Below are 22,467 nucleotides of genomic sequence, written 5' to 3'. Positions count from 1 at the left end.
GGGGGTCGCCGGGCCATGCGAATCTGGATCAGTCTTGTTGCCGCGACCATGCTGTTTTCAGGACTTGCCCGGGCCGAAACCCAGAATGTCGTGCTGCTGGAACTCTTTACCTCGCAGGGCTGCGCGGCCTGTCCGCCCGCGGATGAAATGCTGGGGATGCTTGCGGCGCGCGATGACGTGATCGCGCTCAGCCTGCATGTGGATTACTGGGATTACATCGGCTGGGAAGACAGCTTTGCCGATGCCACCTTCACCCGTCGGCAAAAACAATACGCCCGGGCCTGGAACCGCTCCACCGTTTACACGCCGCAGGTGATCCTCGGCGGGCTGGATGAGCTGAAATCCTTTCGCCGCTCTGCCGTGAACGAGGCGTTGGACCAGCACCTGTCCCGCCCTGCGCGGGTGCATCTGACCATGACCCGCGGCAGCAATGGCGAGATCGAGCTCCAGGCCGTTGCCGAGCCACCTCTGGAGGGCGAGGCCGAAGTCTTCTTCCTGCGCTATGTCCCCCGCGCCTCGGTCGAGGTCACCTCGGGCGAGAACAACGGGATGCGCCTGACCCATTACAACATTGTCACCAGCCTGGAGCGTGTGACCCGCTGGGATGGCCAGTCAGCCTTGCGCCTGACGCTCAACGCGCCGGGCGATGATCCTGCGGTGGTGGTGGTGCAGGAGGCGGGGCAGGGGCCCGTTCTGGCCGCCGCCCGTCGGCGTTGAGGCGTTCGCCCTGCGGGCGCCGCGCCGAAGGGGACCGAATCCGTCCGGGCGCCACATGATACAGGCCTGCACCTGAAAGGCCGCCGGGCTGTCGTCAGTCAGAACCCGGCGTCTGGCGCGCAAGGTGCGCGGATGGGCGCGGCCCGGGGGTGTTTTACTGCCAGGGAAAGGGCAGGGCGCAACGCCCCCCGTTGACGGCGGCCAGACGCCGAAAAGCTGCTCAGGCCGCCAGCCGGGCGCGTTCCTCCAGCGCCTTGGGCGGCGGCGCGGCGTCAGTCACGCCCATGACCTTCAACGCCCGCGCCACAGCCGCCACGGCCCGGCGCATGACCGCCGCATCCATCCGCCCGATACAGCCGATGCGGAAACTGTCCACCACCGTCAGCTTGCCCGGATATATGATGAACCCCTCGGCCTTCATCAGCTCATAGAACCGGTCAAATTCAAACGCCGGGTCCGCCGGGTTGAAGAAGGTCACGATGATCGGCGACAGCCAGCGGTCGGCCAGCAGGGTTTCGAACCCCTGCGCGCGCATGCCCGCCACCATCACATCGCGATTGTCGAAATACCGCGCCCCGCGCGCGGCCACGCCGCCCTCCGCGGCATGCATCTCCAACGCCTTCAGAAAGGCCGCTACCACATGGGTGGGCGGGGTGTAGCGCCACTGCCCGGTCTTTTCCATATGCGCCCATTGCGCATGCAGGTCCAGCGCCAGCGAATGGCTGTTTCCCGCTGCCGCCTCCAGCGCTGCCTTGCGCGCGATCACAAACCCGAACCCCGGCACCCCCTCGATGCATTTGTTGGCCGAGGACACCAGCGCCTCGAATTCGATCGCGCCCACCTCCAGCGGGATGGCGCCAAAGGCCGACATGCTGTCGATCAGCAGCTTGCGCCCGCGCGCGGCCACCACCTCGGCGATTTCCTCGATCGGGTTGAGAATGCCCGAGGATGTCTCGCAATGGATCGCCACCACATGGGTGATCGCGGGGTCTGCGTCCAGCGCCGCGGCGACCTCGGGGCCGCGCGGGGGCAGGTAGTCGCCCTTGTTGATCACCTGATGCGCCCGGCCCAGATAACGCAGCGTCTGCGCGGCACGCTGCCCATAGGCGCCATTGGCCAGCACCAGCACCTTGCCATCGCGCGGCACCAGGGAACCCAGCATCGCCTCGACCGCAAATGACCCGGACCCCTGCATCGGCACACAGGTCCAGGCGTCCCGGGTGGCACCGGCCATGGCCAGCAGGCGGCGGTTCATCTCGGCGGTCATGGCGCGGAAATCCCCGTCCCAGGACCCCCAGTCGCGCTGCATGGCCTCCTTGACCTCGGCCGCGGTGGTCAGCGGACCGGGGGTCAAAAGGTAGGGTTCCCCCATGCGAGGGGCAGGAAAGTCGGACTGATCCATCATCGTGGCCTCCATATCTGCGCGCAGTGTCGCATTGCTTCAGGTATTTTGGAAATCGATAATCAAGATCACTTCATATTCCTGGCTGATTGTTCTTGTGCCGCGGACTCCATAGACAGAGTTGTTGTCAGGTGAAAAACTATCTGTCCCATTGATGCTTCAGGAGGCCCACCCCCGTGCGATACGTCCAACTGCGCGCCTTTCACTATGTGGCCACCTGCGGCGGCTTTTCCCGCGCCGCCGAAGAACTGCACCTGACCCAGCCCGCCCTGTCCGACCAGGTGCGCAAGCTGGAAGAGGAATACGATGTGTTGCTCTTCAACCGTGTGCGCAAACAGGTCACCCTTACCCCGCAGGGTGAACGGCTGCTGACCATCACCCGCCGTTTCTTCGACAATGAGCGCGAAGCCTTCGAATACCTGGCCGAAGGCCGCGCGCTGCGCAGCGGAACCCTGCGCATCATCGCCGACTCCGCCAGTCACCTGACCCATGTGCTGCCGCTGTTCCGGCAGAAATATGCGGCCGTGACCCTCAGTGTGCTGGCCGGAAACACCGAAACGGTGGTCCAGGCGCTGCAACGCTATGATGCCGATATCGGGGTTCTGGGTACGATGCCGGACTGTGGCCGCTTTGAAATGGTGCCGCTGGGCCAAAGCCCGATCATCGCCTTCGTGGCCCGCGACCACCCGCTGGCCAGCAAGGAGTCGCTGTCGCTGCAGGATCTGGCGGTCTTGCCGCTGGTCCTGCGCGAGGACGGCTCGCGCACCCGCACCCGACTGGAAGAGGCCGCCCATGCCGCGGGCGTCACGCTTTCACCTGCCATCGTTGCCGAAGGGCGCGAGGCCGTGCGCGAAATCGTCGCCGCCGGGGCCGGCATCGGCTTTGTCTCGCTGGCCGAATTCGGCGAGGATACGCGCCTGAAGCGCATCCCGCTGCGCGATGCCGCAGGCCTGGTCATGGAGGAAACGCTGATCTGCCTGCCCGAGCGGCGTGACCGCAAACTGGTGCGTGCCTTCATGGAACTTGCGCGCACCGCCCGGGCCGAAGGCGTGCTGCCCGGCACCGCGTCCGCCGGGGCGTGACCCGCCGTCACCCCGCCGCGAACATGGGAAAGGTCACCCCCAGCGCCCAGGCCAGCACCAGCCCCAGGCCGATCCCCCCCGCCGCCGGCAGCCCCGTGCGCCGCCCCACCCAGCCGGACATGGTGCCGAACAGCGCAAAGAACAGCACGATCACCGGCAGGATGATCAGCAGGAACATCAGCCCCGCGAAATCCAGCGCCACCGCCGCCATGAGCGAGGCCAGAAACGCCCCGCGCGCCACCAGCACCCGCCACAGCCGCCCCGTGCCGCCCCCGGTCAGCAGCGCCTCGCCCAAGCTGAAGGGCACCGCCCCCAGCGCAAGGCCCGCAATCACCGCCAGCCGCCCCGGATGCGGCAGGAACGAGGCCACATAGCGGTCAATCACCCCGCCCAGCACCGCAATCCCAAACAGCGCCACCGCGCCCGCGATCCACCAGACCCGCGCCGGAAAGGCCCCGCGCAAATGCCCGCCCTGGCCCAGGATCGCCAGCAGGATCAGCCCGTAAACCCCCATGTGCAGCGCCACATAATCGGCCACCAGCACCGGCAGCACCCGCACCTCCAGCGGCCAGAGCGCCAGTGGCACCACCACCGCAGGTAGCAGCGCCGCCAGCAGGAAGCGCCCGCGCGGGATCTCCGGGCCGGGCGCCGCCCCCGCTGGCAAGGCGCGCGCCAGCGGCCAGCCCAGCGCCACCGTGGCCACCAGCAGCAGCACGATCCACCCGCCGCGCACCGGCACCGGCCCGTCACTCTGGCGCGCGAACACCGCGTCCAGCCAGTCGCGCGCCTCGGTCAGCGACACCGGCGCGTACAGCACGCCGACATGTTCTACCTTGGGCGCAATCACCGCGCGCCGCCCCGTGCCCGCCGCAGGATCGCCCAGCGTTTCGAATGCCTCGGCCCCGGGGTCCACCTGCCGCGCGGCGCGCAGGGCTTCCTCGGCCAGCCGCGCCTCCCATTCTCCGGCAATCACCAGCAGGTTGCGCGGGGCCTCCGCCGTGACCGCGCCGCTGAACATGGACACCGCCACCACGGCGTCCCCCGCAGGCTCCTCCAGCGCCTGCCGCACCACGATGTCCGAGGCCATGGAATGCCCCAGATACACCACCCGCCCATCGGCGCGCGGATGCGCCAGTGCAGCACGCGCCACCCGCGCGGTTTCTGCCATCAGCATCCGGGTGGTGCCGTCCAGCGCATCGACATTGCCGGACATGGGGCGCGGGTTGCGGCCATGGCCTTCGAAATCGAAACTGGCCACCACATAGCCCGCCTGCGCCAGGGTCAGCGCAAACGGCTCCATCAACTGGCGTGATCCCGCAAATCCATGGGCAATCACCACCACCGGCGCCACACTGCCGCCCGCGCGCAGATACAGCGTCGCCGGGGTGCCTCCCTCAACGGCCAGCGGTGCGATCACCAGGCCCGAGCGGTCGCGCTCCAGCGCCCAGATGGACAGCGCCATCGCCCCCAGCGCCATCAGCGCCACAATCCACCGCATGGGACCTCCACTCAACCCCCAGGGATACGCGCGGTCGCCGGTCCCGGATCAGCGGCGGGGCAAGGGCGGCGCGTGCCCCGCCCGGGGCGCCGCGCGCGATCGTGACCCCCTCGATGGGGGTCTCGATCGCTCCCCCCTCAAAGCCAGAGTCTCAGCTATGATCGTTCGACCAGCCGGACACGGCCTTGACCTCCAGGAAATCCTCGATCCCCCAGACACCGCCCTCGCGCCCGTTGCCCGATTGCTTCATCCCGCCAAAGGGTGAGCCCGCGCCGCGGCTCTTGCCGTTCATCTCGACCATACCGGCCCGCAGGCGCCGCGCCATGCGGTTGCGCCGCGCGCCGTCCTGGCTCTGGACGTAATTCGTCAGGCCATAGACCGTGTCATTGGCAATGCGGATCGCCTCATCCTCACCCTCGAAGGGGATGATCGACAGCACCGGGCCGAAGATCTCCTCGCGCGCGATGGTCATGTCGTTGTTCACATCGGCGAAGACCGTGGGGCGGACGAAATAGCCGCGGTTGAAGCCCTCGGGGCGGCCGGGGCCACCGGCGACCAGCCGCGCGCCCTCGTCGATCCCCTTCTGGATCAGGTCCTGCACCTTGTCGAACTGCGCCGCACTGACCAGCGGACCGATATGCCGCCCCGTCTCCGAGGCCAGCCCCACTGCCGTCGCCTCGGCGGTCTCGGCGGCGATCTCCACCGCGCGGTCATAGGCCGAGCGTTCCACCAGCATCCGCGTGGGCGCGTTGCAGGACTGGCCGGTGTTGTTGAAGCAATGCATGGCACCGCGCCTGACGGCCTTTTCATCGGCATCGGCAAAGATGACATTCGCCCCCTTGCCGCCCAGTTCCAGATGCACGCGCTTCAATGTCTCGGCCGCGTTCTTCGAAATCGCAATGCCTGCGCGGGTGGAGCCGGTGAAGCTGATCATGTCCACGTCTGCATGCACCGAAAGCTGCGTGCCCACGCCCGGCCCGTCGCCGTTCACCATGTTGTAGACGCCCTTGGGCACCCCGGCCTCGTCCAGGATCTCGCTCCACAGGATCGAGGACAGCGGCGCAATCTCCGAAGGTTTCAGCACCATGGTGCAGCCCGCCAGCAGCGCGGGGATCACCTTGAGCGAGACCTGGTTCATGGGCCAGTTCCAGGGCGTGATCAGCCCGCAGACGCCAACGGCCTCCTTGATGATCCGGTCCTCGGGGGCGTGATCGCCCAGGGGGGCGATGAACTCCACCTTGTCAAAGGCCGCGATGAAATTCCGGATATGCGATTCCCCCGCACCCGCCTGCGAAGCCCGCGCCATGTCGATGGGCGCGCCCATTTCCGTGCTGATGGCCAGCGCCATGTCATCGGAGCGGCTGCGATAGACCTCAAGTATGCGCTTGACCACGGCCAGGCGGTCTGCGGGGTCGGCATACATCCAGCCCTCCAGCGCGGCCTTTGCGGCGGCGACGGCGGCATCGGTATCGGCCTGTCCGCCCAGGCTGATCACCGCGCAGGGTTCCTCGGTCGAGGGGTTGATGACCTCCAGATCGGTGCCTTCGACGGGCGCCACCCAGGCGCCGTTGATGTAGAAATTGCGTTTGTCTTGCATGGGGTGTCTCCTTTGTTGCGGCACAGCCTGTCACTGCGCGCGGGCGGGTGCAAGACCCGCCGCAGGCCGCGCGCGGTTTCAAGGCCGAACGCCTTGAGGGCCGGGGCGTTCCCTTCGGCCCTATGGCGGCTGCCGTGGTCTTGTGCACCGGGCGCGGCGCAGGCCTGTCAGCCCATGCGTTCGACCATTCCGGTCAGGGTGGCGACCGGGTCCGGGGTGTCCCAGACCTCGGCGCCGAAGGCGAAGAAATCGGTGACGGGGGTCAGGGATTCGACCAGCTCCGGGGTCAGCGCGCCTTCGGCCACAATGGGCAGTTCGATCATCTGTGACCACCATTCGAACAGCTCGTGCGGCGCGGTCTGGCCATCGCCCAGGCCCGCGTCGCCGACGGGACCAAAGGCGATGTAATCGGCACCCGCTTCGCCCGCCGACATGCCGTCATGGCGCGAGGTCCCGCAGAAAGCGCCGATGATCATGTCCTTGCCCAGATCGGCGCGCAGCTTGCGCAGGCCGCGCCCGCCATCGGGCAGGTGCACCCCGTCCAGTCCCAGCCGTTCGGCCAGCAGGGCGTGGCGTTCGATCACCAGCGCCACGTCGCGGGCGTGGGCGATCTCGCGCAGGGCATCGGCGATGCGGGCAATGCGGTCGCTGTCCTGCAGCGCGGTTTGCAGGCGCAGGCAGGCCACCGGATGCGCATCCAGCACGCGCGACAGCAGCGGCCCAAAGCTTTCGGGGTCCGGGTCCGGGGGGGTGATGAGGTAGATCTGCGGGCGATCCTGGGTCGGTGCGGTCATGGCGCGCGCTCCTGATATGCTGGGGGCGTCATAGCCAAGCGCGGCGGCGGCGGCAAGCGCGCGCCGTTGCGCCCGCGCCCGCCGGGCGCTATGGCACGGCAGATGCGAAACGGGGGCAGGGATCATGCAGGCGCGCGAGGAGATGCTGACGGCGGAACCGTCTGGCCCGGTCATGGTGCTGGTCCGTCCCCAGATGGGCGAGAATATCGGCGCCAGCGCCCGCGCCATGCTGAACTTCGGGCTCAACACCATGCGGGTGGTTGATCCGCGCGATGGCTGGCCCAATCCGCGCGCGGTGGCCATGGCCTCGGGGGCCAGTCCGGTGCTGGACCGGGCGGGCCGGTTCGATGACCTGCCCGCCGCCCTGGCCGATTGCGACTGGGTGCTGGCCACCACCGCCCGCGGGCGCGGGCTGACCAAGCCAGTGCTGACGCCTGAACGCGCCATGGAGCAGGCCCGCGCCATGATCGCGCAGGGCAGGCGGGTGGCGGTGCTGTTTGGCCCCGAACGTGCCGGGCTGGAGAATGAGGACATCGCCCGCGCCAATGCCATCATCACCGTGCCGGTCAACCCGGCCTTCTATTCGCTGAACCTGGCGCAATGCGTGTTGTTGATGGCCTATGAATGGGGCCGCCAGACCACCACCGTCCCGCCTGAAGTCACCGAGCTGGCCGGCACCGATCTGGCCCGTGCGATCGAGGTCGAACGCCTGGGCGACCATTTCGAAGAGCGCCTGGGTGCGGCCGGGTTCTTCCAGCCGGAGCAGAAGGCGCCCGGAATGAAGCTGAACCTGCGCAACATGTGGACGCGCCTGCGCCTGACCCGGACCGATGTGCAGACGCTGCATGGCATCCTGCGCAAGCTGGCGCGGACCCACGGCGCGTGAAGGCTCTGGTAACGGGCGGGACATTGGCCTTACCCTGACACCGGGCGCGCGGGCGCCCGGATGCTTCAGGGAGGAGCCCATGTCGATGATCCGAGTCTCTACCTTTTCCGGCCCCGGCGGCACGGCCGAAATCCGCGAGGTCCCCTGGCCGAAGGTCGGCCGCAAGGGTGCGCTGATCAAGGTCGCCGCCTGCGGCGTCTGCGGTACCGATCTGCATATCCTGAAGGGCCATTGGCCGAAGCCTCTGCCCTGGCCGTTCACGCTGGGGCATGAGATCTCGGGGCAGGTGGTGGAGATCGGCCCGGAGCTGAAGACCGACTGGATGGACCAGCCCATCGGCGAAGGGTCGAAGATCATGATCCCGCCCTTCATGCCCTGCGGCGAGTGCTATTACTGCAAGCACTACCCCGAACATTCCAACCGCTGCCAGACGCCCGTGTATTACGGCCGCTACCTGGGCTTCGACAAGCCGCCGCATCTGTGGGGGGGCTGGGCGGAATATGTCTATGTGGATTTGGAGATGTTGCCCGGCACCAAGATCTACAAGCTGCCTGATGACATGTCCCTGCGGCTGGGCGCCATGTCCGAGCCGATCACCTCAACCATCCGCGGGTTTGCGCGGGCGCAGCGGATGGGCGGGTTCAAATGGGGTGATACGGTGGTGGTGCAGGGGTCCGGGCCGATCGGGATTCTGGCGATTGCGGCGGCGCAGGAGATGGGCGCAGGCAAGGTGATCTGCGTGGGCGCGCCGGAGAGCCCGCGGCTGGAGCTGGCACGCCGCTTCGGCGCCGTGGCGACGGTGGATATTTCCACCATGACCGATCAGGCGGAGCGCATCGCCCATGTGCGCGAATTGTGCGGGGGGTTCGGGGCCGATGTGGTGATGGATTGCACCGGCCACCCCACCGCCGGGCCGGAAGGGATCGAATTCCTGCGCGATTCGGGGTTCTACATCGAAATGGGGCAGTTCACCGATGCCGGGTCGATCATGACCAACTGGCACCGGTTCGTGGCCAAGGATATCACCATCATGGGGTCGTGGGCGTTCACCGAGAATGACCTGGCGCTGGGGGTGAAGATGCTGCACCACGCCGCCGACAAATACCCGTGGCTCGACATGCAGACGCTCTATCCGTTCGATCAGGATGGTGTGACCCGCGCGGTCGCCGATGCCATGGCCATGCGCACGGTGAAATCCACCATCGTGCCCTTTCCCGAGATGCTGGAGGCCGACGGCTGACACCCTGACGCGCGCCGCCGCGCAGCGAGCGGTCGGCGCGCCCACCCACCCACCCTTGCGCGCCGCCCCCACGCTGCGCAGCGGCGCGGTGGTGCGTCTTGACGCGGCGGGAAAGCAGCGTTACCTGTGCCCTTGAGCGGCGGGTATGGTGTAATGGTAGCGCCCCAGCCTTCCAAGCTGGTCGTGCGGGTTCGATTCCCGCTACCCGCTCCAGATGTTCTGACAGGTGAGTGATCGGCGAATGCGGCGGGATTGGCCGCATTGCGGCAGATCGCCATGCCGGTTTGGCCGGGCTGCACCGGGTTGGGGACCGCCAACGGCAGGTCTGGCGCCAGGGGCGCTCAGCGCCATATGGCAGACCCGTCACCGGGTCTGCCTTCGGGCCGGGGCCGGATCAGAAGGGGATTTCGTCATCCATGTCCGAAGGACCGCCATAGCCGCGGTCCTGATTGCCGCCGCCCTGCATCCCGCGGTCATCGCTGCCATAACCGCGATCCGGGCTGCCACCGCCGCCGCCTTCTCCGCGCCCGCCCAGCAGCGTCAACTCGCCCTTGTAGGGGCGCAGGACAACCTCGGTGCTGTAGCGGTCCTGCCCGGACTGGTCCTGCCATTTGCGGGTTTCCAGCTGCCCTTCCAGATACACGCTGGAGCCCTTGCGCAGGTATTGCTCGGCGATGCGCACCAGCGGTTCCGAAAAGATCGCCACCGTGTGCCATTCGGTACGCTCGCGGTTTTCACCGGTGTTGCGGTCGCGCCAGCGCTCGGATGTGGCGATGCGCAGGTTGCAGACCTTGCCGCCGTTCTGGAATGTCCGGACCTCGGGGTCGCGGCCCAGATTGCCCACCAGGATCACCTTGTTGACCGAACCCGCCATGTCGCTGTTCCTTCCTCGAATCTGTTCTGGACCCGGAATACACCAGCGCGCGGGGTTTCTCCATTGCCTTGGACGCTGGAATCGCCGGGGCAGGGGCGATGGTGCTGGAAAAATGGCACGCTTCAGGTATCATCGCACGCAGACGCGGATCAGGACAGAACCGAGGGACGGGCCCGCATGAAAGCTGCATTCGCAATTGTCGCGGCGCTTTGCCTGCCGCTTGGCGCCCAGGCGCAGGGTCTGAACCTGGCCAGCCAGTCGTCTTCGTCGCGCGCGGATGTGATGCAGAACCAGATGCGGCTGCTGGATGGGCGGCTGTCGGAGCAGTATTCGCGCTCGGACCGGCTGTTGCCGCCCAGTGACCGGCAACGGGACCCTGCGATCCCGGCCTATGACGGGGCCTATAACGGGCCCTTCCTGCAGATGGCCCGCGCCGCTGCGCGCCGCCACAACCTGCCCGAGGATCTGTTCCTGCGCCTGATCCATCAGGAAAGCCGTTGGAACCCCGCGGCCGTGTCCAGCAAGGGCGCGCTGGGGCTGGCGCAGCTGATGCCGGAAACCGCGCGGCTGTTGCGGGTGGACCCGCTTGACCCCGAACAGAACCTGGAGGGCGGCGCGCGCTACCTGCGCATGATGTATGACCGCTTCGGCAACTGGGAACTGGCGCTTGCGGCCTATAACGCCGGGCCGGGGGCGGTGGACACGCATGGTGGCATCCCGCCGTTTCAGGAAACCCGCCAGTATGTGCAGATCATCCTGGGCGCGGGCTGATCGCGTTCAGCCTGCCCGCGCCAGCGTCATGTGCACCACGTTGCAATTGCCGGAGCGGAACGCCCCCGCGCAGGAGGTCAGGTAAAGCTCCCACATGCGGCGGAAGCGGTCGTCATAGCCCATGGCGCTGATCTGCGCCCAGCGTTCGTTGAAGCGCTCGTTCCAGCGGCGCAGGGTCTGGCTGTAGCTTTCGGCGAAATCGAACGTGTCCACCATGGTCAGGCCCACCTGTGCGGCCTGCCGGGTCAGCGGGGTCACGGCGCCCAGCATCCCGCCCGGAAAGATGTATTTCTGGATGAAATCGACATGGGTGCGATAGGCCTCGAACCGGTCATCGGGGACGGTGATGACCTGCAGCGCGGCGCGGGCACCGGGTTTCAGGCGGTCATGCAGGGTGCGGAAATAGACCGGCCAGTAGCGTTCGCCCACCGCCTCGAACATCTCGATCGAGGCGATGCCGTCATAGGCGCCGCGTTCATCACGATAATCCCGCAGCACGATTTCGACCTGATCCTGCAGCCCGGCGGCCTGCATCCGGGCCACGGCATAGTCATGCTGCGCCTGGCTGATGGTCAGCCCCGTCACCCGCAGTCCGCGTTCGCGCGCGGCGTATTCGGCAAATCCGCCCCAGCCGCAGCCGATCTCCAGCACATGATCGCCGGGGCGCAGTTCCAGCTTGTCCACCAAAGCGGCGTATTTCTGGGTTTGGGCATGTTCCAGCGTTTCCTGGCCCGTGCGGAACAGGGCCGAGGAATAGGTCATCGTGTCATCGAGCCAGAGTTGGTAGAAATCATTGCCCAGGTCATAGTGATGCGCGATGTTGCGCCGCGCCTGGGTGCGGCTGTTGGAACGCAGCCAGTGGCGCAGACGCTCGAACGGGCGCAGAAGGCGCATGGGCAGGACATCGTCATAGACCGACGGGTTGCCGTCATTGATCAGGTCCATGAAGGCCTGCAGGTCAGGGGTGCTCCACCACCCCTCCATGTAAGCTTCGGAAAAGCCGATATCGCCTTCGCGGATCAGGCGGGCGAACAGGTCCGGGTTGTGGACGGTGATCTCAGCCACCTGGCCGGGCGCCTCGCCCGTGGCGCGGAAGCGGCGCCCGTCCGGCAGGATCACATCCAGACGCCCGCGGTTGAGCGCCTGCGCCATGCGGAAGGCGTGGGCAAAATAGCGGGGCAGATCGCGCTGCCCGTCGGTGGTGGTCAGGATCATGGTCACTTCCCTGTCGTCCCTGCGCGTGGTCTGCGCCACGTCTTTCGTTAATTCTGTCCGCAGAACGCCCGCGGCAAGTCCAGCGTTTTTGATGCGGCGTCCTGATTTCGTTGCGTCAGGCATCGGCTTTGAGGCGCTCATAAGCGGCCAGCGCGGCCTTGCGCCCCTTGTCCAGCGCGATCAGCGGCGGCGGTGGCGCCATGTCCGGCGAAAGGGCCCAGGAGCGCGGGCAGGCGTCGAAGAAGGCCAGCGCATCCGGATGGGGCGCGCGCGCGCCTTCGGCCAGGAAGCGGCGGCGGTAGCGGGCCTTGGCGTCGAACTTGTCGGCCTGAAGGTCCGGGTTGAAGACGCGGAAATAGGGCGCGGCATCAGGCCCGGAGCCTGCCACCCATTGCCAGCCCATGGCGTTCGAAGCCGGGTCCCAGTCGATCAGGCAATCGGCGAACCAGTCCAGCCCCACCTTCCAATGCACCAGCATGTGCTTGGTCAGGTAGGAGGCCACGATCATCCGCGCACGGTTGTGCATGGTGCCGGTGACATACATCTCGCGCATGGCGGCATCGACGAAGGCCACGCCCGTGCGCCCCTGTTTCCAGCGCAGCACGGCGTCGGTGTCGGCATCGGTTTGCCAAGGGAAATCAGCCCATTCGGGGCGGAAGTTGTCCCGGTCCATGCGCGGGTGGTGATAGAGCAGATGCCAGGCGAATTCGCGCCAGACGAGCTCTTTCAGGAAATGCTCGCCCCCCCGGGCGCCGTTCTGCATGGCGCGGGCGCCGGCGTGCCAGACCTCGCGGATGCCGATCTCGCCCCAGGTGAGGTTTTCCGACAGGCGCGAGGTGGCTTCAACAGCGGGAAAATCGCGCTCGGCCTTGTAGCCGTCGATGCAGTTGGAGATGAAATTGTCCAGCCGTTCGCGGGCGGCGTCTTCGCCGACGCAGACATGGGTGGCGACAACATCGGCGCCCCGGTTCATCGCATCACTCAGGGACCAATCCGCCAGAGGGTCGCTTCGGGGCCAGTCCTTTGGCGTTTTCAGTGACCTGGGCGCGGGGTCTGGTTGGGGCACGTCACGGTCACGCACGGCGCGCCAATAGGGGGAATAGACCTTGTAGGCGCCGCCACTGCCGGTTTCGACCTCCCAGGGCTCAAAAATCACATGGCCCGCGAAGCTGCGCGCATCAATCCCGCGCTCTTGCAGGGGTTTCTTGATCTTGGCGTCGCGGTCGCGGGCGGCGGCGTCATATTGCCGGCCCCACCAGACCGCGCCTGCGCCGGTTTCCCTGATCAGCGCCTCCAGCACCTCTGCCGCATCGCCCGCGCGCAAGGTCAGGCGGCTGCCCAGCCCCTCCAGCGTCCGGGCGAAGCGCTCCAACCCCAGCCCCAGCCGCCATTTCGGCGCGGCACCCAGCGCATCAACCAGCGGGTCACGGATGAAGACGGGGATCAGGGGGCGGCCTGTTGCGGCGGCCTCGGCCAGTATGGGGTTATCGGCCAGCCGCAGGTCACGGCGGAACCACAGGATTATCGGAGATGTATCGGACATTCGGCGCCTGAAAATTGCGTTACAACACCTGATCTAGCGCGTTGATCAGGCGGTCAAGTTCGGCGCGGGTGGTATAATGCACAAAGGACAGCCGCAGCACGCCATGGGCGGGGTCGATCCCCTGCGCCGCCAGCGCCCGGTCGGCATAGAAGCTGCCGCCGCCCGCCATGACACCGTGACCGGCCAGCGCGCGGGCCAGATCGGCGCCGGGGCGGGCATGGGCCAGCGCCACCGTGGGGGCGCGGGCCTCGGCGCTTGATGGCCCCAGCAGGCGCAGGTCATTGCGCCCGGCGAGGTAATCCAGAAGCGGCTGCAGCAGCGCGGTTTCATGGGTGCGCATCAGGTCATGCACGGCCGCCGCGCGCCCGGCGGGGCCGGGCTCCGGCGCATCGGGGAAGTGGATGGCATAAAGCCCGTCCAGATAATCCGCCATGCCTGCGCAGGCGGCAATCTGGGCATGGTCCGGCCCGGCGGGGGTGAAGCGTTTATAAGGGACATCGGCGTTGAAGTAATGCGCCTGGCTGGGCAGAGCCTCGGCCAGTTCGGGGCGGATCACCATCAGCCCCTGATGCGGGCCATAGGTCTTGTAGGCGGAAAACAGATAGATATCGGCCCCCAGCGCCCCCACATCCGGCAGCCCGTGCGGGGCATAGGACACCCCATCGACGCAGCTATACGCCCCGGCGCTGCGGATCATGGTGCAAAGCTCTGCCACCGGGTTGACCTCGCCCACCACGTTCGAGCAATGGGGGAAGGCGACCAGTTTCACGCGCTCATCCAGCAGGGCGGAGAGCGCGTCCGGGTCCAGATGGCCGGTGGCGGGGTCCAGGCGCCACTCGCGGATCTCGATCCCGCGCGCGGCCAGCCGCCGCCAGGGGCCTGAGTTCGCCTCGTGGTCCTGATCGGTTACGATGATCGCATCGCCGGGGCGCAGCATCTCGCCGAACGCTTGTGCCAGAACGTAGGTATTGGCCGTGGTGGAGGGGCCGAAGCTGAGCGTCTCGGCCGCCACGCCCATCATCGCGGACAGGCGGTCGCGGGCCTCATCCATTTCGGCGCCGGCGGTCTGGCTGGCGGCATAGGCGCCATAGGGCTGGACCTTGCGTTCGCGGTAGAAGCGGGTCAGCCGGTCGATCACCGGCGCGCAGGTGTAGGAGCCGCCCGCGTTTTCAAAGAAGGCCTGATCCTGCAGCGCGGTTTCGGCAAAGGCCGGGAACTGGGCGCGCACATAGCGCAGGTCCAGTTTGCCGGGGGCGGTGTCCAGTGGGGTCATGTCGGTATCGGGCCTTTCTGCGCGGAAGCTGTGCATCGGCGCAGCTTGCGCGCAAGAGGGCCCGGGCGCAAGCGTGCGGATACGCCCGGGCCCTGATGGCGCCGGGATCAGCCCGCTGCGTCCAGACGTTCCTGCGCCTCCATCCAGAGCGCCTCGGCCCGTTTGGTGGCGGTTTCCAGTTCGGCGTATTTCGTCTGCCATTCGATCAGATCCCGCGCGCGGGCCGGTTCATAAAGCTCCGGGTCGGCAAGCTTCTTGTCCAGGCGGGCCCGCATCTCGGCCAGCTTGTCCAGCCGGGCCTCGCATTTGCGCAACTCGGCCTGCAGGGTCTGGCGGGTCTGTTTTGGCGGCGGTGGGGTCTTGGGCCTTTCGGCGGGTCTGGACGCCTGCGCCGGAGCGGTGGCCCCGGACAGAAGGAACTCCCGATAGCTTTCCAGATCGCCCTCATAGGGCGCCACTGTCCCGCCCGAGACCAGCCACAGCCGGTCTGCCACCAGCGACAGCAGATGCATGTCATGGCTGACCAGCACCACCGCCCCGTCATAGGCGTTCAGCGCCTCCACCAGCGCCTCGCGGCTTTCGATGTCCAGGTGGTTGGTGGGTTCGTCCAGGATCAGCATATGCGGCGCATCCAGCGTGGCCAGCAGCAGCGACAGCCGCGCCTTCTGCCCGCCTGAAAGCCGCGCCACCTCGGTTTCGGCCTGATCGGCCATCAGCCCGAACCCGGCCAGTTTCGCACGCAGTTTGGGCTGCTGCACGCCAGGGCGTTCGCGCATCAGGTGCTGCAGGGGCGTTTCATCCAGATGCAGCTCATCCACCTGATGCTGGGCGAAATAGCCCACCCGCAGCTTGGAGGCGCGGGTGATCTGGCCGTTCTGCCGCTCCAGCTTGCCGGCCAGCAGTTTGGACAGGGTGGACTTGCCCTCGCCATTGCGGCCCAGCAGGGCGATGCGGTCATCCTGATCGATGCGCAGGTCCAGCCGTTTCAGCACCGGCGGGCCGTCATAGCCCACGGCGACATTCTCCAGCGCGATGATGGGGGGGGACAGCTCCTCGGGGGCGGGGAAGGTAAAGACATGCTGCGCGGCCTCGGCCGGCAGGATGATGGGCTGCATCCGCTCCAGCATCTTGATCCGGCTTTGCGCCTGGCGCGCCTTGGTGGCCTGGGCGCGGAACCGGTCCACAAAGGCCTGCATATGCGCGCGCCGCGCTTCCTGCTTGCGGGCCTCGGCCTGGGCGACGGCGCGGCGTTCGGCGCGGGTGCGGGCGAATGTGTCATAGCCGCCGCCATAGAGCGTCAGCTTGCGGTCCTCCAGATGCAGGATCGACCCTACGGCGCGGTTCAGCAGCCCGCGGTCATGGCTGATGATGATGACCGTATGGGGATAGTTGCGCAGATAGGTTTCCAGCCACAACGCGCCTTCGAGGTCCAGATAGTTGGTGGGTTCGTCCAGCAGCAGCAGGTCCGGTTGCGCAAACAGCACCCCCGCCAGCGCCACGCGCATCCGCCACCCGCCCGAGAAATCGGCACAGGGCCGCGCCTGCGCCGCGGTGTCAAAGCCCAGGCCCCGCAGGATGGTGGCGGCGCGCCCTTCGGCGGACCAGGCGTCGATATCGGCCAGCCGGGTCTGCACCTCGGAAACCCGCGCTGGGTCGGTGGCGGTTTCGGCCTCGGCCATCAAAGCGGCGCGTTCGGTGTCGGCGGCCAGAACGGTTTCGATCAGGTTGTCCTGGGTGGCGGCGACTTCCTGCGCCACACCGCCGATGCGCGCGCGCGCGGGCAGGGTGATGGCGCCGCCTTCCAGCGTCAGATCGCCCCGGATCAGGCGGAACAGCGTGGTCTTGCCACTGCCGTTGCGCCCCACCAGCCCGACCTTGTGGCCCGTGGGAATGGTGGCCGAGGCACCCTCGAACAGGGGCCGTCCCTCGACCGAATAGGAAATGTCATCAATGCGCAGCATGGCGGGTCTCTGCCGGATGCCGCGCGGGGTGTCAACGGGGGCAAAGCGGCAGAAACTTGCCGTAACCCGTGCCGCGGGACGGCGGTTCCTTGCCGGTTTCGCCCGATTGCTCCTGCACCCCCGGTTTTTCGCCGGAAAGGGCGGAACCTGCGTCCAGCCACCGTCATTGGCCCTCAGATCAACCTGCAAAGGAGGACACCATGAACAAACGTATTCTTGCCGCTGGTTTCGCTGCATCGACCATGCTGGCCGCGCCTGTCATCGCGCAGGAGGTGGTCATCCCGGAACAGAGCCCGGATGAGCTGCTGGGCGGCTGGGTGCTGGGTGCCGCCGTGGAATCGACCGATGGCGAACGCATCGGGTCGATCGACGATATCCTGCTGGAGCCCGATACCGGCGATATCAACGCAGCGATCATCTCGGTCGGCGGGTTCCTGGGCTTCGGTTCAAAGGATATCGCCGTCGAATGGAGCGAGCTGGAGATCAACTGGGACGCGCGCGAGGTGGTTCTGGCCATGAGCCGCGACCAGCTGGAAGAGTATGAGGAATTCGTCGCCCGCGACCGCGAGTTCATCCCCGCCCCGGCAGATGAAGGTGTCGGCGGCGATGCCATGGGCACCGGTGCTGCGGGTGGTGGCGCCATGGATGGTGGTGGTGACGCCATTGGTGGCAACTGATCCCCGCGCCCTGACCTGACGCACTCCGCCGCCGCGCCCCCGGGTGCGGCGGCATTTTCAGGCAAGCGCTGCCAGAGGCCGATTGACCATCACCCCGGGCTGGCCCACAACAGGGCATGTTTCGGTTTCTGCACAGCTCTGACCTGCATCTGGGCAAGCCCTTTGGCCGCTTCCCCGAAGATGTCCGCGCCCGCCTGCGCCAGGCCCGGGCCGAAGCCCTGCCGCGTCTGGCCGATCTGGCGCGCGCCCATGGCGCAACGCATGTCCTGCTGGCGGGCGACACGTTTGACCAGACCACCCCGGCACCCACCACCGTGCGCCATGCGCTCAACGCCATGGCCGGGGCCGAAGGCGTCGAATGGGTGCTGCTGCCCGGCAACCATGACCACGCCAATGCAACCGAACTCTGGCGGCAGGTGCGGCGCGATGCGCCTGCCAATGTGACCGCGCTGCTGGACCCTGCGCCCCACGCGCTGCCGGGCGCGGTGATCCTGCCTGCGCCGCCCGCAGAACGCCATCCGGGGCGCGACCTGACCGACTGGTTCGACAGCGCGGACACGGGCGAGGCCCTGCGCATCGGCCTTGCCCATGGCTCGGTCACCGATTTCGACAGTTCCGAAGAGGGCGGCAGCGCGGTCATCGCCCCGGACCGGGCAGCGCGCGCGGGGCTGGCCTGGCTGGCGCTGGGCGACTGGCACGGGCAGCGCCAGATCGGCCCGCGCTGCTGGTATTCCGGCACCCCTGAGGCCGACAGTTTCAAACACGCCACGCCCCCCTCGGCCCTGCTGGTGGAACTGGACGGACCCGGCGCGCCGCCCCGGGTGACAGCCCTGCCCACGGGCGCGCTGCACTGGTCCCGGCTGCGGCTGGAACTGGACGCGCAGGATGACCCTCTGGCCGCCCATGCCACCGTCCTGCCTGAGCTTGCGGATCGCGCGCGCACCCTGCTGGACCTGCGCATTTCCGGGCAGTTGCGCCCCGCCGCCCGCGCCGATCTGGACCATGCCATCGCCCGGGTGGCGCCGGATTTCCTGTGGCACCGGGCCGATAGCGATGCCCTGGCGCTGGTGCAGGACGGCACCGATCTGGACCTGATCGACCACCATGGCGCCCTGCGCGCCACCGCCGAAACCCTGGTGGCAGAGGCCGAAGACCCCGCGCTTGACCCCGAAATCCGCGCCACCGCCCGCGCCGCGCTGCAACAGTTGTTCACCTATGCGCTGGAGGATCGCGCATGAAGCTGCGCGCATTGCACCTGGAAAACGTGCGCCGCTTTGCCGGTCAGCGCGCCTCGATCACCGGCATCGGCGATGGCATCACCGTGGTGGCCGAGCCGAACGAGTTCGGCAAATCCACCTTTTTTGACGCGCTCCACGCGCTGTTCTTTGAAAAACACAGCGCCCGCCCGCGCCATGTGCAGGGATTGCAGCCCTATGCTGGCGGCGCGGTCACTGTGGCGGCCGATGTCGAAACCGACGCCGGGCTGTTCCGCCTCGAAAAGCGGTTTCTGTCACGCGCCTCGGCCCGGGTGCTGCGCCAACCCGATGGCGCCGTGATCGCTCAGGAGGATGAGGCCGAGCGCTGGATCGCCACCCTGCTGGGCGCGGGCGGCAAGGGGCCGGCGGGGCTGTTGTGGGTGCGGCAGGGGCAGTTGGGGCTGGAGCCGGACAAGCCCGCCGAAAAGGCCGAGCTGACCGAAACCCGGCGCGATCTGTTGTCCTCGGTCGCCGGTGAGATCGACGCCATGACCGGGGGGCGGCGCATGGACCGGGTGATGCGCCAGGTCAGCGCCGATCTGGGCCAGATCACCACGCGCACAGGGCGCCCGACAGGGCCGTGGAAAGAGGCGCGCGATACCCTTGCAGCGCTGGAAGAGCGCCTGTCCGAACTGGATGCCCAGATGGCCCAGCTGGACACCGCCCTGCACGCCCGGACCGAAGCCGAAGCGCAGCTGCAGCGCCTGTCGGACCCTCAGGCCGAGGCGCGCCGCCGCGCTGCCCTGACGCAGGCGCAAGAGGCGATGCAGGCCGCGCAGGCCCATGCCGCGCGCCGCCGCGCCGCGCAGGACGCCCGCGATCTGGCCGCCGCCAGCGCCCGGGCCGCACGCGATGCGCTGGGCCGGTTTCAGGCGGCGCTGGAAACGCTGACACAGGCCGAGGCGGCAGCGCACGGGGCGGCAGAAACCGCCCGCACCGCCGCGCAGGATCTGGCCGCGTGCCAGACCCGCCTGGAACAGGCCCAGACCGCCCGCGCCACCGCCGCAACGGCGCAAGAGGCCGCGCAAAAGGCGCTGGAGAGCGCCCATGTCCAGATCGCCGCGCGCAAGGCCCGCGATGAGGCCAAGGCTCTGACCCAACGGCTTCAGCGCATCGACGCGGCGCTGCGCAGCCGTGACACCCTGCGCGCGCAGCTCAAGGCGCACCCCGCCACGCCGGACTGGCTGGCCCGCACCGAGGCCGCGCAGGCAGCGCTGGATCAGGCCGAAAATGCGCTGGCGGCGCAGGCCACGACCCTGCGCGCCCGCTACACCGGCACCGCGCGCATCACCCGCAACGGCGCGCCCTTGCCCGAAGGCGAGGTGCTGCTGCAGGGCGCCAGCGTGCTGGACCTGCCCGGGATCGGCCAGCTGGCCATCACCGCGCCGGTGCAGGGCAGCGACGGCACCGCCCGGCTGGCCGAGGCAGAGGCCGCGCTGCAGGCCCTGCTGGACCGCGCCGAAGTCTCGGACATCGCCGCCGCCCGCGCGCTTGCCGCCCGGCGCCGTGAGATGTCGCAACAGGCCGACAGCGCGCAACTGGTCATGGACACTCTGGCCCCGGAGGGCCCCGACCCCCTGCGCGCCGCCCTGGCCGAGGCCGAACTGGCCGCCGCCCGCGCCCATGATGACCCGCTGCCCGCGCTCGAATCGCTGCAGGCCAAGCTGGATGAGGCCCGCCGCGCACTCACCCGCGCAGAGGACAACCTGACCGCTGCCCGCGATGCCCATGCCGATGCCCGCGCCGCCGACAGCGCCGCCCGCGCCCATGCTCTAGCCGCCGCGCAGACCCTGGACCGTGCCCGCGCCGAAGCCGCCCCGCCCGAAACCCGCGACACCCGGCGCGGCACCCTGCTGGCCGAAGTTGCGCAGGCCGAAGCCGCGCTGGACACCGCCCAGGTCGATCTGGACCGCCTCAGCGCCGAAGCGCCCGATCTGGACACGCTGGAGGCCGAACTGACCCGCGCCGCCCAGGCGATCGAAACCACCGAGCGCCAGCGCAATGCGACCGCCGAGCAACTGGCCGCGTTGTCCTCGGAAATCCGCACCCTGGCGGGCAACGGGATCGAGGAACGCCGCGACACGCTGGCCGGTGAAACCGAAGCCGCCCGCCAGCACGAGGCCCGATTGAGCCGCCGCGCCAATGCCCTGACCCGTTTGCGCGATGCGCTCGAAGCCGAACGCAGCGCGGCACAGGACGCCTATTTCGGCCCGGTGCAGCAGGAACTGGCGCCGTTGCTGTCCATCCTGCACGCCGATGCCGCGCTCAGCTTTGACAGTGACAGCCTGCTGCCCGCCGGTCTGACCCGGGGCGAGACCGAAGAAAGCTTTGACGCGCTTTCAGGCGGCACCCGCGAACAGATCGCCATCCTTACACGGCTGGCCTTTGCCCGGCTGTTCGCACGGCAGGGGCAGCATCTGCCGATCATTCTGGATGATGCGCTGGTCTTTTCCGATGACGCGCGGATCATGCGGATGTTCACGGCGCTGACCCGGGTGGCGCGTGACCAGCAGATCATCGTCCTGACCTGCCGCCAGCTGGCGTTTCAGGACCTGGGCGGCGCGCGCCCGGGGATCAGCCTGGACTGACCGCGCCCTGACATAAGCGCGGCAGAACGGCAACGCAGCCGGGCGCATCCGGCGCCACCTTTGCAACAGGCTGGCATCCAGGGTGTTTCTGCGGTAATGCTGCGCTGCAGCAATTGCGTTCCGTGCCACAGCAGTGCCCGTCAGGGCCGCCGCCGGGGCATCGGGACCGGGCCATCCGGAGGAGCAGGCATGGCAAAAGGCAAGGTCATAACCATCGCACAGCAGAAGGGCGGGGCGGGCAAGACCACGCTGGCGGTCAATCTGGGCGTGACCCTGGCGCGCGAGGGCCTCCGGGTGGCGCTGCTGGATACCGATCCGCAAGGCTCGCTGGGCCGCTGGTTCATGACCCGGCGTGAGGCTCTGGGCGATCCGGGGGTGGAGTTCGCCACGGCCTCGGCCTGGGGGGTGGGTTATGAATGCGAGAAACTGCGCGGGCAGGCGGATGTGGTGATCGTGGACACACCGCCCAAGGCCGATGCCGACCTGCGCCCCGCATTGCGCGAGGCCGATCTGGTTCTGGTGCCGGTGGCCTCCAGCCATGTGGACCTCTGGGCGACCGAAGGCGTGCTGGACCTGGCGCGGCGGGCGGGCAAACCGGCGCTGATCGTGCTCAACCGCGCCCGCGCCCGCACCCGGCTGGATGCCGAGGTCGCCGAGGCCGCCGCCGCGCTGGATGCCGAGCTTGCGCCAATGCGTCTGTCCAACCGTGTGGCCTATGCCCAGGCGCTGGGGCAGGGGCTGGGAGCAATCGAAAGCCCCGGTGCCGCCGCAGCCCTGCGGCTGGAACTGACCGAACTGGCCCAGCTGGCGCGCAGCCGGGGCTGCTTCTGACCCGCCACGATCGCGCGCATCCGTCCGGCTTCAGCCAGTCCTGAGCACACGCGCAGGAACGGACGCAAGGCACCCCCCGGAAACCAGCACTCCCGCCCCCTGCACGGCAGCTGCTGCGCAGCCACCGCACAGGCGTGGGGGCGGGGGGGGGGGGGGGGGGGGGGGGGGGGGGGGGGGGGGGGGGCGGGGGGGGGGGGGGGGGGGGGGGGCGGGGGGGGGGGGGGGGGGGGGGGGGGGGGGGGGGGGGGGGGGGGGGGGGGGG

At 68.4% G+C, this 22,467-nt stretch carries 18 protein-coding genes and 1 tRNA gene; 10 read left to right on the top strand and 9 right to left on the bottom strand.

All coding sequences use genetic code 11. From position 1 onward, the window contains the following. Window positions 1–15: 15 nt before the first annotated feature. Window positions 16–717, top strand: a complete 702-nt coding sequence (locus HUK65_RS15145) for a DUF1223 domain-containing protein (protein WP_179907115.1) — start codon at window positions 16–18, stop codon at window positions 715–717. A gap of 220 nt (window positions 718–937) precedes the next feature. Here the strand turns inward: HUK65_RS15145 and HUK65_RS15140 are convergent, their stop codons facing one another. After that, entirely contained in the window at window positions 938–2,089 is a 1,152-nt protein-coding gene (locus tag HUK65_RS15140) for a 2-aminoethylphosphonate--pyruvate transaminase (RefSeq protein ID WP_235442181.1), read from the bottom strand. 206 nt (window positions 2,090–2,295) lie between these two features. On the opposite strand from HUK65_RS15140, the gene HUK65_RS15135 reads away from it, so the two are divergent. Beyond that, complete coding sequence (locus HUK65_RS15135; RefSeq protein ID WP_179907113.1) at window positions 2,296–3,201, top strand: LysR substrate-binding domain-containing protein; 906 nt, start codon at window positions 2,296–2,298, stop codon at window positions 3,199–3,201. A gap of 7 nt (window positions 3,202–3,208) precedes the next feature. Here HUK65_RS15135 and HUK65_RS15130 read toward each other — a convergent pair whose 3' ends face one another. The 3 genes from HUK65_RS15130 to HUK65_RS15120 form a co-directional block, all read right to left on the bottom strand. Beyond that, window positions 3,209–4,699 (bottom strand): alpha/beta fold hydrolase, encoded by a 1,491-nt coding sequence (locus HUK65_RS15130; RefSeq protein ID WP_179907112.1) that lies wholly within the window; start codon window positions 4,697–4,699, stop codon window positions 3,209–3,211. Window positions 4,700–4,850: 151 nt separating this feature from the next. Then, a complete protein-coding gene (locus tag HUK65_RS15125) occupies window positions 4,851–6,296 on the bottom strand; it encodes an aldehyde dehydrogenase family protein (RefSeq protein WP_179907111.1) in 1,446 nt (481 codons plus the stop codon). A gap of 167 nt (window positions 6,297–6,463) precedes the next feature. After that, complete coding sequence (locus HUK65_RS15120) at window positions 6,464–7,090, bottom strand: thiamine phosphate synthase (RefSeq protein ID WP_179907110.1); 627 nt, start codon at window positions 7,088–7,090, stop codon at window positions 6,464–6,466. 124 nt (window positions 7,091–7,214) lie between these two features. Here HUK65_RS15120 and HUK65_RS15115 point away from each other — a divergent pair, with 124 nt between their 5' ends. The 3 genes from HUK65_RS15115 to HUK65_RS15105 all read left to right on the top strand — a co-directional run bounded on the left by HUK65_RS15115 (window position 7,215) and on the right by HUK65_RS15105 (window position 9,429). Further along, window positions 7,215–7,976: an RNA methyltransferase gene (locus HUK65_RS15115; RefSeq protein ID WP_235442180.1), complete on the top strand. Its 762-nt coding sequence runs from the start codon at window positions 7,215–7,217 to the stop codon at window positions 7,974–7,976. Window positions 7,977–8,055: 79 nt separating this feature from the next. Beyond that, a complete protein-coding gene (locus HUK65_RS15110) occupies window positions 8,056–9,216 on the top strand; it encodes a zinc-binding dehydrogenase (protein WP_179907109.1) in 1,161 nt (386 codons plus the stop codon). A 139-nt stretch (window positions 9,217–9,355) separates the two neighbouring features. Then, window positions 9,356–9,429, top strand: a tRNA-Gly gene (locus HUK65_RS15105). 181 nt (window positions 9,430–9,610) lie between these two features. Here HUK65_RS15105 and ssb read toward each other — a convergent pair. Next, window positions 9,611–10,090, bottom strand: a complete 480-nt coding sequence (ssb, locus tag HUK65_RS15100) for a single-stranded DNA-binding protein (RefSeq protein ID WP_179907108.1) — start codon at window positions 10,088–10,090, stop codon at window positions 9,611–9,613. Between the two features lie 177 nt (window positions 10,091–10,267). Here ssb and HUK65_RS15095 point away from each other — a divergent pair, with 177 nt between their 5' ends. Then, window positions 10,268–10,861 carry a lytic transglycosylase domain-containing protein gene (locus tag HUK65_RS15095; protein ID WP_179907107.1) on the top strand — a complete coding sequence of 198 codons (594 nt, stop codon included), beginning with the start codon at window positions 10,268–10,270 and terminating at the stop codon, window positions 10,859–10,861. A 6-nt stretch (window positions 10,862–10,867) separates the two neighbouring features. Here HUK65_RS15095 and HUK65_RS15090 read toward each other — a convergent pair whose 3' ends face one another. The 4 genes from HUK65_RS15090 to HUK65_RS15075 form a co-directional block, all read right to left on the bottom strand. Continuing rightward, window positions 10,868–12,076: an SAM-dependent methyltransferase gene (locus HUK65_RS15090; protein WP_179907106.1), complete on the bottom strand. Its 1,209-nt coding sequence runs from the start codon at window positions 12,074–12,076 to the stop codon at window positions 10,868–10,870. A gap of 115 nt (window positions 12,077–12,191) precedes the next feature. Beyond that, the gene (locus HUK65_RS15085; protein WP_179907105.1) at window positions 12,192–13,619 is read right to left on the bottom strand and encodes a cryptochrome/photolyase family protein; all 1,428 of its coding nucleotides are present in this window, start codon (window positions 13,617–13,619) and stop codon (window positions 12,192–12,194) included. Window positions 13,620–13,638: 19 nt separating this feature from the next. Next, on the bottom strand, window positions 13,639–14,892 hold the full coding sequence (locus HUK65_RS15080) for an aminotransferase class V-fold PLP-dependent enzyme (RefSeq protein ID WP_179907104.1): 1,254 nt from the start codon (window positions 14,890–14,892) through the stop codon (window positions 13,639–13,641). Between the two features lie 107 nt (window positions 14,893–14,999). Beyond that, window positions 15,000–16,853, bottom strand: coding sequence for an ABC-F family ATP-binding cassette domain-containing protein (locus HUK65_RS15075; protein ID WP_179907103.1), 1,854 nt, complete (start codon window positions 16,851–16,853; stop codon window positions 15,000–15,002). 200 nt (window positions 16,854–17,053) lie between these two features. Between HUK65_RS15075 and HUK65_RS15070 the strand changes: the two genes are divergently transcribed. The 4 genes from HUK65_RS15070 to parA all read left to right on the top strand — a co-directional run bounded on the left by HUK65_RS15070 (window position 17,054) and on the right by parA (window position 22,205). Then, window positions 17,054–17,530: a PRC-barrel domain-containing protein gene (locus HUK65_RS15070; RefSeq protein WP_179907102.1), complete on the top strand. Its 477-nt coding sequence runs from the start codon at window positions 17,054–17,056 to the stop codon at window positions 17,528–17,530. Window positions 17,531–17,646: 116 nt separating this feature from the next. Next, a complete protein-coding gene (locus HUK65_RS15065; protein ID WP_179907101.1) occupies window positions 17,647–18,768 on the top strand; it encodes a metallophosphoesterase family protein in 1,122 nt (373 codons plus the stop codon). Beyond that, window positions 18,765–21,374 (top strand): AAA family ATPase, encoded by a 2,610-nt coding sequence (locus HUK65_RS15060; protein WP_179907100.1) that lies wholly within the window; start codon window positions 18,765–18,767, stop codon window positions 21,372–21,374. Before HUK65_RS15065 ends, HUK65_RS15060 begins: the two co-directional genes overlap by 4 nt. A 189-nt stretch (window positions 21,375–21,563) precedes the next feature. Continuing rightward, entirely contained in the window at window positions 21,564–22,205 is a 642-nt protein-coding gene (gene parA, locus HUK65_RS15055; protein ID WP_179907099.1) for a ParA family partition ATPase, read from the top strand. The last annotated feature ends 262 nt before the right edge of the window (window positions 22,206–22,467 follow it).

Source organism: Rhabdonatronobacter sediminivivens (assembly GCF_013415485.1).
Classification (GTDB): Bacteria; Pseudomonadota; Alphaproteobacteria; order Rhodobacterales; family Rhodobacteraceae; genus Rhabdonatronobacter; species Rhabdonatronobacter sediminivivens.
Note: the sequence above shows the minus strand (reverse complement) of the source record. Positions and strands in the feature narration are given on the sequence as shown.